The sequence below is a fragment of the Bacillus changyiensis genome (assembly GCF_027706145.1).
Taxonomy (GTDB): domain Bacteria; phylum Bacillota; class Bacilli; order Bacillales; family Bacillaceae; genus Bacillus; species Bacillus changyiensis.
The window spans coordinates 90272-104323 of the sequence record NZ_JAQFWW010000007.1 but is presented as its reverse complement, the minus strand read 5'-3'; the positions used below and the strand labels follow the sequence as shown (position 1 = coordinate 104323).

The following is a 14052-nucleotide window of genomic DNA, read 5'->3' as shown; positions in this document are numbered from 1 at the left end:
AAATGTATCAAACCATTTCAATGTCAGACGAAGTTGAAAAAAAGCTGAATGAGGTACAGGTTTTTGCTGTCAAACTTGACTTAGAACCTATAATTACCGAAAAGCTAGATTTAAAAGCTGATTGGGAAGTTCTACACGAAAAATGGCAGGGGAAAAGCAAGTCAGAAGTTGCACAAACAGAACGTATCGTGGCTTATCAAGACTTTTATCAACAACTTGGCTTAAATACTAAAAAGACACCTCCTTCAGTGCAAAATTTAATTCAGCGATTTTTGATAAAGGAGGAGTTGACTCGAATTCCCGTAATTCATCCGATTGTAGATGCAGTGAATGTAGCCGCTGTTAAACATTTGATCCCCCTTGGTGTTTTTGATGCTGCCCAAGTTAAAGGAGATATTCGTTTAACTTTATCAAAAGGTGGAGAATGGTTTCAACCGATCGGTAGTCAAAATCCAGAAAAATTGGATTCAAATATGTTGGTGTTAATAGATGATGAAAAGGTCCTGTCCCTGTTCTGTTACCGTGATAGTGAGAAACAAAAGATAACAGAAAAAACACGTTCGATATGGATTTTAGGCTGTCAAGTTCCAGGTGTTTCGGCTGAAGTGATCTTCCAGGCGTTAGATGCATCCCAGTCTTATCTCAGTCAAACATTTCATCTTAAATAATGAAAAATTGTGAGGTGGGAATATTGGATCTTATTGAAAAAATAAATTCAAGACAAGCAAATATTGGTATAATTGGCTTGGGTTATGTAGGTTTACCTCTTTGTATTGCTTTTGGCCAAACTGGATTTCGAGTTACAGGAATTGACTTACATCAAGAGAAAGTAGATATTTTAAATAAGGGCTATTCGTATATCACGGATGTGAAAGATGAGGATATTCAGTTTATAGTTGATAATAGTCACTTCAAAGCGACAACTGAATTTTCCAGCATTAGCTTTCTTGATGCCATCTGTATTTGCGTTCCAACACCATTGAACAAGAATCTTGATCCAGACCTTTCTGCAATTGAATATGTTGTTGGTAAACTTAAAAAATATTTGAGACCTGGGACACTTGTGGTATTAGAAAGTACTACTTATCCTGGTACTACTGAGGAGCGAATTGAAAAAGCACTAGCTCTTACTAATCTGCATGCTGGAATTGATTATCACTTATGTTATTCACCTGAACGAGTAGATCCTGGAAACAAAAAGTACACAATCCTCAATACCCCGAAAGTAATAGGAGGTGTTACAAATAACTGTTTAGAGCTTGGAGAAACTCTTTATGGCACAATCGTAAATCAAACTTTTCCGGTCTCAACTCCAAAAGTTGCTGAAGTATCTAAATTATTAGAAAATACGTTCCGTAGTATTAATATAGCTTTTATTAATGAGATGGCACTAATGTGTGACTCCCTAGGTGTAAACATTTGGGAAGTTATAAAAGCAGCCTCTACTAAGCCTTTTGGGTTTATGCCATTTTATCCTGGACCTGGTATTGGCGGACATTGTATACCCCTTGATCCGATGTATCTGACGTGGAGAGCAAAAGAAGAGAATTTTTTTAGTCGCTTTATCGAACTTTCCCAAGATATCAACAGGAACATGCCTAATTATGTTGTTGGAAAAATATCTGAATTGCTTAATGCTCAAAAGAAATGTATAAATGGAGGGAAAATCTTATTGCTGGGAATGGCATATAAGCCAGATGTAAACGATCACCGAGAGTCACCTAGTTTAAATGTTTATGCACTATTAAAAGAAAAAGGAGCCGTCATAACGGTTAACGACCCATTTTGTGATCATATTTTGGATGCTAATGATCAGCAAATCAACATTCAATCAGAGCTGAACTATGAAGAACTTTGTCACTACGACTTGGTTGTGCTCCTTACAGCGCATTCCACTTATGATTTCAAAAGAATTGCTGAATCCGGAGTGCCTATCTTAGATACTCGGAATGCTTTTAATGGATTGAAAACATCTCATGTGACATGTATTGGCGATATCATCAAAGAGACTGGTCCAATCATGTCAGAAACGGTGCTTGCTGGCGGGTGAATTGGCTCCGTATAGGAGGAATCAAATGAAACATCAGGTAAAAGCTTATCTAGCAATGGCAATTGCAATGACGACAGTTGGTAGCTCCTTTGTCGTCGGAAAATGGATTTTAAATGACTTTCCCATTTATTTAGCTTCAGGAATTCGTTATGGAATTGCAGCTCTATTGCTTTTAGTGCTTCTTTATTTTACGGAAAAACCTTTTCCGAAGATATCAAAGCGTGATATATTGACTCTCTTTATGTTGGCATTGACAGGTGTGTTTGGCTTTAGCGTATTATTGCTATACGGTTTAAAATACACAACCGCTACTGAAAGTGGCATTATCACAAGTACGACTCCGATGGTCATTTGTTTCATATCATTTATGTTTTTAAAAGAAAAGTTATCTCGTCATCAATGGCTTGGGATATTGTTAGCTGTATGCGGGATTTCAGTCATCCACTTATTAAGCGGTGAATCTCATGAAGTCATTCCAGGTGTTCCTAAGTGGGTAGGAACAATCTTAATATTTGGTGCTGTTGTAGGGGAGTCATTATTTACGATATTCGGTAAGGTACTCTCTGGGAAACTGTCTGCTTTATGTATTGCAACCTTTGCTACGTTAATCGGGTTCTTCATGTTTTTACCGTTTGCAATTTATGAAGCACTATCATTCGATTTTACTCAACCAACAATGACCAGTTGGCTCAATATCATTTATTATGCAGTCATTGTGACTGTTGTCGGCTTTGTGCTTTGGTATTATGGCGTTTCTAAAGTTGCTGTCAGTACATCGGCAGTATTTACCGGAATTATTGCTGTTTCTTCCCTTCTGTTTTCATATATTTTCCTGAAAGAAACCATTCAGTGGGGACATTTTGTAGGGATAGCCTGCGTATTATTTGGAATTATCGCGACAACTCGGCAAGACAAAACACAATTGCAAGAAAAATCCCCCACAATGAAAAGCTGAATTGTTTATTAAAGAGGGGTGTCCTGAAAGTAGTGTGGATGAATAAAAATTGGGGAGTTTGCTCGCTTTCCGCGAGCCTTCTCGAAGCTCGTTCCTTGCTCCTGTGGGGTCTCACCTGGCTCGCTGTTTCCGCAGGAGTCTCGCAATTCATCCTGATTCATGTTGACCCCTCTCTTTAAAACACCTAAATCAAAGGATAACGATCAAAATGAATAGATAGATCAGTTTACCCTTTCTTAAATCACATCACACAACAGCAAACGTCCCTCTAAGGTTAGTCATCTTTCCGTTAACTAAGCATGGAGAGAACACTTTGCCTCTACAAGAGTGTATACTTAAATCAACTAACAAAAAAACGGAGGCCACCTATGAAGAAGTATCGGACATTATTTTTTGATGTAGATCAGACACTTTTAGATTTTAGTGCAGCGGAAGATTCAGCGTTGCACCTGCTTTTTGAGCAACAAAACATACCTTTTACAAAGGAGATCAAATCAGATTATAAAAAGCTGAACCATAGATTATGGAGGGCGTTTGAAGACGGAGAAATGGATCGTGAAGAAGTGGTCAACACTCGTTTTTCTCTTTTATTCAAGGAGTATGACATTGATGTTGATGGAGTTTTACTAGAGAAGCAGTATCAGAGTTTCCTTGAGAAAGGGCATCAATTAATAGATGGAGCTTTTCAATTGATTGAAAACTTAAAAGATCAATATGATTTATATATTGTGACGAACGGCATTTCTAAAACACAGTATAAACGTTTGCATGATTCAGGATTGTATCCAATGTTTAAAGATATTTTTGTTTCAGAAGACACCGGTTACCAAAAGCCGATGAAGGAATACTTTGATTACGTGTTTGCGCGGGTTCCGCATTTTAGAAAAGATCAAAGCCTGATTATCGGGGACTCTTTAACAGCGGACATAAAAGGGGGGCAATTGGCAGGAGTTGATACGTGTTGGGTGAACCCTAGTCTGAAACCTCATCATATCGACATTGTTCCTACATATCAAATTCAAAAACCGGCTGAGTTGTATCAAATTCTAGACCGTAAGGCAGACGCATCTTAAAATCAAGATGCGTCTGTTTTATTTTATATCAATATAGTGATTGGCCATCATTTAATCTCTTAAAAACTGTTCTTCTGAAAAAAACAATTGTATTTTATGAAAAAATTTATTATGATGAAATAAGTTAATTGGAAAGTATATCATAAGTTTTTTAGATTTTTATTACGACTTAAACAGAAAAAGGAGTCCCCTTATACTTAGAGGAGGAAGAGAAGTGGCTAACAAAGAACTGAAGAGGGGTTTGGGAGCGCGCCATATTCAGATGATTGCTTTAGGCGGGACCATCGGTGTTGGTTTATTTATGGGATCAGCCAGCACGATTAAATGGACTGGTCCGTCTGTTCTGCTTGCTTATGCAATCTGCGGAATCTTTATCTTTTTTATTATGCGTGCAATGGGAGAAATGTTGTATGTGGAACCTAGTACGGGTTCATTTGCGACATTTGGTCATCAATATATTCATCCGCTTGCTGGGTATTTGACAGCGTGGAGCAACTGGTTTCAGTGGGTAATAGTCGGGATGTCAGAGATTATCGCCGTTGGGAAGTATATGCAGTATTGGTTCCCGGATCTGCCTGCGTGGATTCCAGGGATTATCGCGATGGCAATCCTTGGCGGAGCCAATCTGATTTCCGTTAAATCGTTTGGAGAATTTGAGTTTTGGTTTGCCATGATTAAAATCATTACGATTGTTTTAATGATTATCGCTGGATTCGGTTTGATTTTCTTCGGTTTTGGCAATGGTGGGTATGCAATCGGTTTGTCAAATCTTTGGTCACATGGAGGTTTCTTTACAGGAGGTTTTACGGGGTTCTTCTTTGCATTATCTCTTGTCATCGCAGCCTATCAAGGAGTTGAACTGATCGGGATTACAGCCGGGGAAGCAAAAGATCCGCAAAACACGTTAAAAAATGCTATCCAAAGCCTCATCTGGCGTATTTTAATTTTTTATATCGGCGCCATTTTTGTCATTGTCACAGTTTATCCTTGGGATGAACTAAACACATTGGGAAGCCCGTTTGTCTCAACATTTGCGAAAATCGGAATTACCGCAGCAGCTGGTATCATTAACTTTGTTGTGATTACCGCAGCTATGTCAGGCTGTAACAGCGGTATTTTCAGTGCAGGACGTATGCTTTATACATTGGGTGTCAATGGACAAGCGCCAGCCATCTTTAAGAAGATTTCCCGAAATGGTGTACCATTGTATGGAACCCTTGCTGTGCTAATCGGTTTGGCAGTCGGTGTTGTTTTAAATTATATTTCACCGCCAAACATCTTTGTCTATGTATATAGTGCAAGTATTCTACCGGGGATGATTCCATGGTTTGTGATTTTAATTAGCCATCTCGGTTTTAGAAAGGCGAAAGGGGCTGAACTTGACAATCATCCGTTCAAAATGCCATTTGCGCCTGTTACAAACTATTTAACGATTGCCTTTTTGCTCATGGTTTTAGTTGGAATGTGGTTCAACGATGATACGCGTGTATCTTTGATTGTCGGGGTTACATTTATGGCGGTAATTACTGCTACTTATTATTTATTTAGAATTGGTAAGCGCGTTTCAGATCATTGATGGCTTACAGTTGCTCCCCTAAAAAAAGATAGGGGAGCTTTTCTATATCAATATTTCAATGTTCAAATATATGTTGGGGGAGTGACGCTCTTCACTAGAACAAGACCATCGTATTGTCCAGAAGGTTTTATGGTCATTTCACCAAGACCCCCATCCATTGCAGTGATCGTGTCGTGTATCCACATCGAATCACCATGATTTGAAGGACTAGTGAGATCCAGAAAGGATATGGGTAAATGAGTTGAAGCCATGTATTGTTCAATGCTGTGTTGGGGTGGCTTCTTCACTTCATATACCTCTCTATTATTGTGAGCGGCCGATCCTTCATACATAAACATGCCGATCCTGTAAGACTGTGTTTTAATTGATTCAGGTAAATAGGAGCCGATTGAACGAAAACCTATTATATTTTTAATGTTTTTCGCAATATGACCATTGTGTGCCCAGATGATGACTTTTTCGTCAGGGTACATGTTTGTCACATACCATTTAAGATTATCAGCCATTGCTTGATCACGAATTTGTAATGCTTTTCTCATACCATGGGAAAGCATTGAAATAAAGTCAATGCGCTTCGCAATAACCCGTCTAATGATTTGAAAATAACTCGTTTCTGGTATATGATTTGTGATTTCTTCTTCATGCTGGTCTAGAAAGTTGAGTAATTCTTTATAGGCATTCTTGAGTGTTCTGCATGTTCTTATATTCCTTCTGTAGAAAGGTAAAAAATAGGCTCGTCCTCTTTTTTCTTTATCTAGTGCTAAAACGTCATTCTCCATTATCCAGACTTTCTCTGAATAAGACGGATCAAGTTTAGACATCATATCTACCAACTTTTTCGAAAATATCAACTCCCTAGAGGAGAATTGTATATCAATCCCGCTTAAATGGAGATGAGACTTTTTCAAATACTTAAAAAGCTGTAGTACTTCGTCAGTATGCCAAACTGGAAAAATGGTTTTCTTCATGACCTTTTCTGGTTCCAACGTTTTCTCAAAGTCATTAAAATAACTGCATTCACCTAAACCGCTCTCAAAGAGAATATGATTGAAACCAAGCTGTTCATGAAGATATTGAATCATGCGAACTTTTAATTGACTATGTTGGGCAACTCCATGACCATTTTCACCTAAAAAAACGATTCTTTTATTTTGTAAATATTGATCTAAAAATGAGAACGATTCTAATTGATCATTGATTTCATGAACGTTTTCTTTTGTCCATCCTTCTTGATTCATCATAACCCCTATGTTAATTGTTGTTCAGCAAACTCATGGTATAAAGGATGTGAAGCTACTAATTCATGATGACGCCCGATTCCTGTGATTTTACCTTTTTCGATAAATATAATCTGATCGGCGTTGACAATTGTTGATAAGCGGTGGGCGATGACAAAGGTGGTCCGTCCTTCCATCAGCCTTGTCAATGCTTGTTGGACAATTCTTTCTGATTGACTGTCAAGGCTTGCTGTTGCTTCATCCATCATCAAAATTTTTGGATCTCGTAAAAAGGCGCGAGCGATCGCAATTCGCTGACGCTGTCCTCCTGATAGTCTCACACCACGCTCGCCAACTTTCGTTTCAAACTGGTTGGGAAATTGTTTTATAAATGTATCGGCAAAAGCCATTTCTGCTACTTGCCATAGTTTTTGATCATCCACCTCATGATCTAATCCATAGCAAAGGTTCTCCCTAATTGTTCCGGCCATCATTGGGCTGTCTTGTGATACATAACCGATTTGGCTCCGCCAAGATTTCATTGATAGCTTTTGGATGGGTGTATCACCAATTTTGATTACTCCTGCATTTGGTTCATAAAAGCGCTCCAGTAAGGCAAACATTGTCGTTTTGCCACCACCGCTTGGCCCTGCAAACGCAATCATTTGACCAGGCTCGATATGAAATGATATATCATGTAAAACGGGTTCATCATCACTATAGGAAAAAGAAAGGTTCTCAACATGGATCGGTTGATTTGTAATATCCATGTCAATTCCTTCATTTCCTTGTTCTTCATCTAAATTTAAAACCTCAATGATCCGTTTTGTTGCTCCTTTTGCTTTTTGAACTTGGGTGAAGAACAATGTAAAGGATGTGATTGGAAAAATGATTTGAAACAGATAAAGCAAAAATGCGACAAGAGAGCCGGTTGTCATTGTACCGTCAGAAACACGAATTCCACCATAAGCAATAATCATGACAATGACCAACATTACAACAAGTTGTATGAGTGGGGAAACTAGTGCAAAAATACGTGCTTCTTTAAGACCGTATCCTAATAATTTTGAAATCCCTGATGCTCCTTTTATTCTTTCTGTATGTTCAGCATTAGATGCCTTCATCAATCTGATTTCACTTAACGTTTGTTGGACATCTCCGGTAAATGAAGCTGTTTCATCCTGTAACCCTTTAGAGATTTTCTCCATTTTTCTACCGAGCGGAATCATGATGATGGTTGTGACAGGAACAGAAATGAGCATTAAAAGCGTCATTTTCCAATCCAAAAATAATAAAATGATAATTGAGCCAATGATGGAAATGACACCTGTGATAAATTGCGGAAAATGATCAGAAATTAAATCTTTAATGATGCCCGTATCATTGACAACGCGGCTGACAGTTTCACCACTTGTTTTTTTATCAAAGTAACGAACAGGAAGCCGCAGTAATTTAAACCACATCTGCTCCCTTAAAGAAGCGACCGCTTTTTGCCCGCAATAGGAGAGTAAATAGGTTGAAATTCCACTGCAAACGGCTTGAGTGATAAAAACGAGAGCGATAACTCCGACTAAAGCCAGAGTAATGGAATTGGTAGAGAAGCCATCAACCATTTGTCTCGTTAATAACGGGATTGCTAATCCAACTAATGTGGTGACAAGGCTTGTGCATAGCCCAATCACTAGTGCTAGTTTAGGGATGTTTGTTGTGAGAATGAATGAGAGGAACGATTGTTGACTACTTTTTTCTGTTTTCATGTTAAATAACCCCTTAATTCAAAATATGAAGCAGAAACTATAGAACTAGTATTTTAATGGTAATCACTCCTTCTTATACCATATTATTTGTAAGGATTTCAAGAAAAAAGAGCAGGCTCTAAATCGCCTGCTCATGGGAAATTACTCATCTTGATCTTCTTGTTGGTTTTCTTCTTTCTGTTTTTGCTTTTTCAGAGCTTCACGTTGTTTTTCTTGAGCTTTTTTTGCTTGCTCTGCTCTTTTTTCTGCTTTTTCACGTTCTCTTTCAGCTCGTTTTTCCAGAGCTTCACGTTGTTTTTCTTGAGCCTTTTTTGCTTGTTCTGCTCTTTTTTCTGCTTTTTCACGTTCTCTTTCAGCCCTTTTTTCCAGAGCTTCACGTTGTTTTTCTTGAGCCTTTTCTGCTCTCTCTTTTGCTTTTTCTTCTCTATCAGCCTGTTTTTCGCGTTGTTTTTCAATCGTGTTGGCAGGTGTTGTGTCTTTGTCTTCATTAACGTCAGATTCATCTTTATTGTCTTGATCTTGACGATCTTCATCTAAAGAATCTTTGACAGCTTCATCAGCTTCTTCACTAATATCTTTCACCGCTTCATCTTGCTCTTCTGCTAACTCTTTATCAATTTCAGCAAGTTCATCTTTATACTCTTGTTCATCAATTTCACCAGATTTTAATTTTTCTTCAAGTTCAGAACGTTTTTTCTCAGCCTTTTGCTGTTTTTCTTCTAACTTGGCTAATTTTTTGTTCAGTTTCTTTTCCAGTTTTTCTTTTGCTTTTACAATATTTTTTTGAAGTGCTTCTTTTGCTGTTGGGTTTTCAATTTTATTTAATGCTGCTTGTAGTGCAAGTAAATTAGAAGCAAATTTTTCTTCTAGGGTTGCTCGAACTTTATCAATAGACACCGGTTCTTTTGCATCAGTATCTTTGTTCTCTTCATCCGCTGTTTTATCTTCTGTTTCCTCTTTGTATTTTTCTAATGCAGCCTCTTGTTGTTCAAGGGCTTCTTCAAGAATTTCATGAGCTAAAGATTCTTCTCCCTGTGCAAGTAATGCTTCTGCTTCTTTAATACGTTCTTCGGCAAAAGATGCTAATAGTTCAGCCTCTTTTACGTTATCAAATGTTAAAGCAAGCTGAACATTTTCTTTTAGTTTTTTTGTGAAATAAAAGAAATCTCCGGGTAGAAGTGAAGGAGCATCTTCTACTGTTGTGCCAGTTTCCTGATTTGTCGGTTGTTCTTCTGCAAAGACTTGACTTGTCCCTAATCCAAAAGTGAGACCTAAAGCAACAAGAAGTGTTACAAACTTTTTGAATAATCTCATGAAATCCCTCCACATCGTATTATTACATCCTTTATTTGGATGTTTGATGATTGTAAATACCTATTTGATGTCATTATATATTAAAATTAAATGATGAAATAGTATAAATTTTTAATAAAATTGTAATTTTATGCTTATTCGTTTTTTTAAAATAATAGCTAAGCGAGGTGATCAATTTTAAAATGGGTGAATGAATTGTGTTCGATTGACTCAAGCTATAGAAAAAAAGGAGAACGACCAATGGATACAACATTAGGTTATTTGCGTGAGTCCCTGTCAAACCATCTTCAGCATGATATAGGACGGAGTATTTATAAAAAACTTAAACATTATGCCAATGAGGAAGAGTTTGCCCGACATTTAAGTCAGCGAGAAATGTCGTTTTTGAATCAGGTATTGAAACATGAAATGAATTATGTTCAAAATGAGCAAGATGATGTACGACTAAGACAATTAAATGAAATATATGAACTGCTGTTTTGAAGGGCGGACAGATAAAAATGGGAGCGATCGAGCGAAACGGGTATACGTTTGAACCCGAATATAGTGTGACAAGGCAAAATGGAGCCATCCATGTTTACAGACGCGGACAATTTGTCGAGGAAATTCGATTTGATTTTGAAGGTGAGTTTCCAGAGCATGATTTGATTGAAGAATTGGTGAATCACTATTGCTATGAGAACAAAATATAAAGAGCTGCCAAGATTGTGGCAGCTCATTTTTTTTGCTGATCATAATATTGAACCGGATAGGTGGAGCCTTCTGATACCATTTTGTTGTCTTCAATATCTTCAGGTGACGGGTTGCCTGCTTTATGGATCGGAAGCGATTTTTCCGCTTTCTTTATATATTGTTTGAGAAAATAGGAAGTGAGTCCGACCGCCACTGTGGAAACAACAAGACTAGACATGATGGTTTTTCTTTTCATTAGCACTGCCCCTTTCCAAATGTTTTAGTCGTTTTTCCCGTTCTCTCGATTGATTAAACGTTCCAGTACTTCGTCTATGTTTGTTGTTGGCTGCTGACAGGCAAAATTTTCACAAACATAGACTGTTGTTTTGTCCTCAATGGTATGATAGTCTGTTGCGAATTCTGCAATCCCTTGAAAATCGTTTGGTGTTTCGGCAACAAGAATAGTATATTGTGGTTGAAATGCTTGCTGTAATGCTGTGATGATCGTCTGCCTGTTTTGATCATTTTGTTTTCCGAGAATAACAATTTCTTTTTGCGGCATGACATGGCTTAATAAACTTTGGAGAAAGTTTGTATGACCGTTTGGATATGATGAGACATCTCCATGAAATGCTGAAAACATTTTTGTAACTTGATCAATCAATGACAGATCACCTGTCAACCGTCCCAAGGGCAAAAGGTGCACGGCTGCCACACCATTTCCAGAAGGTAAGGCACCATCATATATTTCTTTATCCCGTACAATTAAATTCTCCGCATCATGGCCTGTGAAATAAAACCCGCCACTTTCCTTGTCTAAAAACAGATCCAACATACCCGCTGTTAATTGTTTGGCTTTCTGCAAATAGCTCAAATCAAAGGAAGCTTCATATAATTCAAGATATGCCCAAAGCAAAAATGCATAGTCATCAATAAACCCTTTATGTTTCACTTCACCATCACGGTAGCGAACCATCAGGCGACCGTCTTTGACCAATTCGTTTTCGATAAAGGTAGCAGCGGTTACCGCCATTTTCATATAGTCAGGTGACTGAAACACTTTTGCTGCTTTGGCGAGCCCCGCGATCATTAAGGCATTCCATGATGTAAGGACTTTATCATCCACATGAGGGTATACGCGTTCTTGTCGTTTTTTAAAAAGCTGTTGGTTTGCTTCTTCAAGTTTGTGGTTTAGTTCCTCATCAGTTCTATCACCACGAAAATGAATCAGGTTGGGGATATTGTGTCCCTCAAAATTTCCTTCAGCTGTGATGTTATAGGTCTGACAGTACAGTTCACCGAGATCTTTCCCTAGTGTTTCGAGAATTTCTTCTTTAGACCAGACGTAGTATTTGCCTTCAACACCTTCTGTATCTGCATCAAGGGCTGAATAAAAAGCACCTTTGTCACTGGTCATTTCTCGCTTGATAAACGTAATGATTTGTTCGGAAATCGTTTTATACCGTTCATTGTTTGTCACTTGATAGGCTTCGGTGTAAGCCATTAATAATAAAGCGTTATCATAAAGCATTTTTTCAAAATGGGGAACAAGCCATTTTCGATCTGTCGAATAGCGAGCAAATCCGTAGCCAATATGGTCGTAAATCCCTCCATCTGCCATACTGTCCAGTGTCTTTGTCACCATATGTAAGGCTTTTTCTTCAGCACTGAATCGATAGTAGCGAAGCAGAAAGGTTAGCATGTGTGGAATAGGGAATTTTGGCGCACTGCCAAACCCGCCGTATTCAGTATCAAAGCTCTTATTAAGCTGTTCAAATGTCCGTTTCAAAACTCCTTCATCAAGTGAATCACCAGCAGTACTTTTCGCTTTTATGCTTAAATGTTTGGTTGCATTGTCAGCAACCTCTTCAACATGGTCACGGCTTTTTGTAAACGTATCTGAAAGATGTTCTAAAACTTCAATAAACCCCGGTCGATTAAAACGGCTTGTCTTCGGAAAATAAGTACCTGCATAAAACGGTTTCTGTTCAGGCGTTAAAAACACATTTAACGGCCAACCGCCCTGACCAGTCATCATTTGACAAATGGTCATATAGATTGAATCAACATCAGGTCGTTCCTCACGATCAACTTTAATTGAGACAAATTTTTCATTTAGAAGGTCTGCAACTTCCTGGTCTTCAAAGCTTTCATGGGCCATGACGTGACACCAATGGCATGTTCGTTTAGCTACCCATACCCAATAGATAGGAGAATGGGTTTGTTTTCGCGTTTTGCTTTTTCAAATGCTTCAGCACACCATGTATACCAATCAATTGGATTGTAAGCATGTTGAAGTAAATAAGGAGACTTCTCTTTAATCAATCTATTGGGCTTATGATTTGTGGGCATGGGATCACCTTCTTTCTAAAAATAATTTCATGTGTTCTTTTATAGCATGTTAAAAAAAGGATTAAAGCATTCATTTTAACCTTAAGTTTTTTTATTTATAGGGTGTTTTGAGATAAAAGTTTTTTTCGAAAAAATTTATACTCAATAACGAACAAAGGAACTTTGAAAAAAGACGCTATTTGTTTATGCGTCCAGTCGTTAATTCTAGGTAACTCATCTATTAACATTTTGTCTGTAATTAAAATTTCAGAAGCAAAAATATTTGCTTGGTTTTCTAATTTTGAACCAAAAACAAGGGAACATTTTTCCAATTTAAATATATTTAAGTTCTTATGGAGAATGAAATGTCCTAATTCATGTGCGATAATAATTTCTGGATGTTTTGATTGTTTGTTTACATGTATAATGTATTCATTTTCTTCTTCATAATATTGAAGAAATCCTTTGATACATCCCAAATCTTCCTCGAGGATAATTATTTTGAGATTTGCACAAATTTCATATACATCATTTGTTTTATATTCTTTAATAATGCTTTCGGCTTTATGCTTAATGTTTAAAGATGGGTAAATAAGGATCACTCTTTCTTTTTCATAGCATCAACGTATTTAATCCCATTAATTAACGCTTGTTTAATCAAACGAGCTGTTTCTTCATCGATTTCTTCATTGTTTTTCATAAAAAGCAGTGTATCTTCGTTTTTTAATTCTTCAATAGCTTCATTTACTGTCTCATCAAGCTTTGATGCTTTCTTTGGTGTACGACCTAACAAATAATCAGTTGTTACATTATAAAGATCGCTTAGTTTTATTAATGTCTCTGTATCAGGATCTCTATAATTTCTTTCATAATTTGATATTGTTTTTTCTGTAGAGTTAACCTTTTCAGCAACCTGTTTCTGGGAGAGGCCGAGTTTTTTTCTTGCGTTTTTTAACCTTTCACCTAGTGTCATTTTTAATCATCCATTCCACGAAAAGTTGAGTTATTATTATAATACCAGCAAATGCTGAGTTTTTAACGTTATGGAACAAAAAGTGTACAAATAATAACATACTCTCCTTTAAGGGCGGTTTTTTGGTTTGAATT

The 14052-nt window shown here is 37.4% G+C and carries 14 protein-coding genes and 1 pseudogene; 7 read left to right on the top strand and 8 right to left on the bottom strand.

Annotation, left to right across the window (positions count from 1 at the left end; translation table 11 throughout):
- Nucleotides 1-2 precede the first annotated feature (2 nt).
- The 5 genes from PDT38_RS17245 to PDT38_RS17225 all read left to right on the top strand — a co-directional run bounded on the left by PDT38_RS17245 (nt 3) and on the right by PDT38_RS17225 (nt 5654).
- Nucleotides 3-668 carry a B3/B4 domain-containing protein gene (locus tag PDT38_RS17245; protein WP_270803335.1) on the top strand — a complete coding sequence of 222 codons (666 nt, stop codon included), beginning with the start codon at nt 3-5 and terminating at the stop codon, nt 666-668.
- 23 nt (nt 669-691) lie between these two features.
- Nucleotides 692-2050: a nucleotide sugar dehydrogenase gene (locus PDT38_RS17240; protein WP_270803334.1), complete on the top strand. Its 1359-nt coding sequence runs from the start codon at nt 692-694 to the stop codon at nt 2048-2050.
- Nucleotides 2051-2075: 25 nt separating this feature from the next.
- Nucleotides 2076-3005: a DMT family transporter gene (locus tag PDT38_RS17235; protein WP_270803333.1), complete on the top strand. Its 930-nt coding sequence runs from the start codon at nt 2076-2078 to the stop codon at nt 3003-3005.
- 368 nt (nt 3006-3373) lie between these two features.
- Nucleotides 3374-4078, top strand: a complete 705-nt coding sequence (locus PDT38_RS17230) for a YjjG family noncanonical pyrimidine nucleotidase (protein ID WP_270803332.1) — start codon at nt 3374-3376, stop codon at nt 4076-4078.
- A 214-nt stretch (nt 4079-4292) separates the two neighbouring features.
- Complete coding sequence (locus PDT38_RS17225) at nt 4293-5654, top strand: amino acid permease (protein WP_270803331.1); 1362 nt, start codon at nt 4293-4295, stop codon at nt 5652-5654.
- Nucleotides 5655-5716: 62 nt separating this feature from the next.
- On the opposite strand, the gene PDT38_RS17220 is transcribed toward PDT38_RS17225, so the two are convergent.
- The 3 genes from PDT38_RS17220 to PDT38_RS17210 all read right to left on the bottom strand — a co-directional run bounded on the left by PDT38_RS17220 (nt 5717) and on the right by PDT38_RS17210 (nt 9942).
- The gene (locus tag PDT38_RS17220) at nt 5717-6892 is read right to left on the bottom strand and encodes an erythromycin esterase family protein (RefSeq protein WP_270803330.1); all 1176 of its coding nucleotides are present in this window, start codon (nt 6890-6892) and stop codon (nt 5717-5719) included.
- An 8-nt stretch (nt 6893-6900) separates the two neighbouring features.
- Nucleotides 6901-8628: an ABC transporter ATP-binding protein gene (locus tag PDT38_RS17215; protein ID WP_270803329.1), complete on the bottom strand. Its 1728-nt coding sequence runs from the start codon at nt 8626-8628 to the stop codon at nt 6901-6903.
- 141 nt (nt 8629-8769) lie between these two features.
- Complete coding sequence (locus PDT38_RS17210) at nt 8770-9942, bottom strand: DUF5667 domain-containing protein (RefSeq protein ID WP_270803328.1); 1173 nt, start codon at nt 9940-9942, stop codon at nt 8770-8772.
- 240 nt (nt 9943-10182) lie between these two features.
- On the opposite strand from PDT38_RS17210, the gene PDT38_RS17205 reads away from it, so the two are divergent.
- Both PDT38_RS17205 and PDT38_RS17200 read left to right on the top strand, forming a co-directional pair.
- Entirely contained in the window at nt 10183-10425 is a 243-nt protein-coding gene (locus tag PDT38_RS17205) for a sigma-G-dependent sporulation-specific acid-soluble spore protein CsgA (protein WP_270803326.1), read from the top strand.
- A 17-nt stretch (nt 10426-10442) separates the two neighbouring features.
- Complete coding sequence (locus PDT38_RS17200; protein ID WP_270803324.1) at nt 10443-10634, top strand: YbxH family protein; 192 nt, start codon at nt 10443-10445, stop codon at nt 10632-10634.
- Between the two features lie 23 nt (nt 10635-10657).
- Here the strand turns inward: PDT38_RS17200 and PDT38_RS17195 are convergent, their stop codons facing one another.
- The 5 genes and pseudogenes from PDT38_RS17195 to PDT38_RS17175 form a co-directional block, all read right to left on the bottom strand.
- Entirely contained in the window at nt 10658-10870 is a 213-nt protein-coding gene (locus PDT38_RS17195; RefSeq protein WP_270803322.1) for a hypothetical protein, read from the bottom strand.
- A 24-nt stretch (nt 10871-10894) separates the two neighbouring features.
- Complete coding sequence (locus PDT38_RS17190; protein WP_270803320.1) at nt 10895-12775, bottom strand: thioredoxin domain-containing protein; 1881 nt, start codon at nt 12773-12775, stop codon at nt 10895-10897.
- A 35-nt stretch (nt 12776-12810) separates the two neighbouring features.
- Nucleotides 12811-12966, bottom strand: a pseudogene (locus tag PDT38_RS17185) (DUF255 domain-containing protein); the annotation flags it as partial.
- 95 nt (nt 12967-13061) lie between these two features.
- Nucleotides 13062-13547: an ImmA/IrrE family metallo-endopeptidase gene (locus tag PDT38_RS17180; RefSeq protein ID WP_270803318.1), complete on the bottom strand. Its 486-nt coding sequence runs from the start codon at nt 13545-13547 to the stop codon at nt 13062-13064.
- A complete protein-coding gene (locus PDT38_RS17175) occupies nt 13544-13918 on the bottom strand; it encodes a helix-turn-helix domain-containing protein (RefSeq protein ID WP_270803316.1) in 375 nt (124 codons plus the stop codon). The genes PDT38_RS17180 and PDT38_RS17175 overlap by 4 nt, the downstream gene beginning before the upstream one ends.
- Between the last annotated feature and the right edge of the window lie 134 nt (nt 13919-14052).

Excerpts from the sequence above, each read along its gene's own strand:
- PDT38_RS17220 (WP_270803330.1), bottom strand. The coding sequence starts at position 6,892 with ATGAATCAAGAAGGATGGACAAAAGAAAACGTTCATGAAATCAATGAT.
- PDT38_RS17235 (WP_270803333.1), top strand. The coding sequence starts at position 2,076 with ATGAAACATCAGGTAAAAGCTTATCTAGCAATGGCAATTGCAATGACG.
- PDT38_RS17215 (WP_270803329.1), bottom strand. The coding sequence starts at position 8,628 with ATGAAAACAGAAAAAAGTAGTCAACAATCGTTCCTCTCATTCATTCTC.
- PDT38_RS17175 (WP_270803316.1), bottom strand. The coding sequence starts at position 13,918 with ATGACACTAGGTGAAAGGTTAAAAAACGCAAGAAAAAAACTCGGCCTC.
- PDT38_RS17195 (WP_270803322.1), bottom strand. The coding sequence starts at position 10,870 with ATGAAAAGAAAAACCATCATGTCTAGTCTTGTTGTTTCCACAGTGGCG.
- PDT38_RS17200 (WP_270803324.1), top strand. The coding sequence starts at position 10,443 with ATGGGAGCGATCGAGCGAAACGGGTATACGTTTGAACCCGAATATAGT.
- PDT38_RS17230 (WP_270803332.1), top strand. The coding sequence starts at position 3,374 with ATGAAGAAGTATCGGACATTATTTTTTGATGTAGATCAGACACTTTTA.
- PDT38_RS17210 (WP_270803328.1), bottom strand. The coding sequence starts at position 9,942 with ATGAGATTATTCAAAAAGTTTGTAACACTTCTTGTTGCTTTAGGTCTC.
- PDT38_RS17205 (WP_270803326.1), top strand. The coding sequence starts at position 10,183 with ATGGATACAACATTAGGTTATTTGCGTGAGTCCCTGTCAAACCATCTT.
- PDT38_RS17245 (WP_270803335.1), top strand. The coding sequence starts at position 3 with ATGTATCAAACCATTTCAATGTCAGACGAAGTTGAAAAAAAGCTGAAT.
- PDT38_RS17190 (WP_270803320.1), bottom strand. The coding sequence starts at position 12,775 with ATGGCCCATGAAAGCTTTGAAGACCAGGAAGTTGCAGACCTTCTAAAT.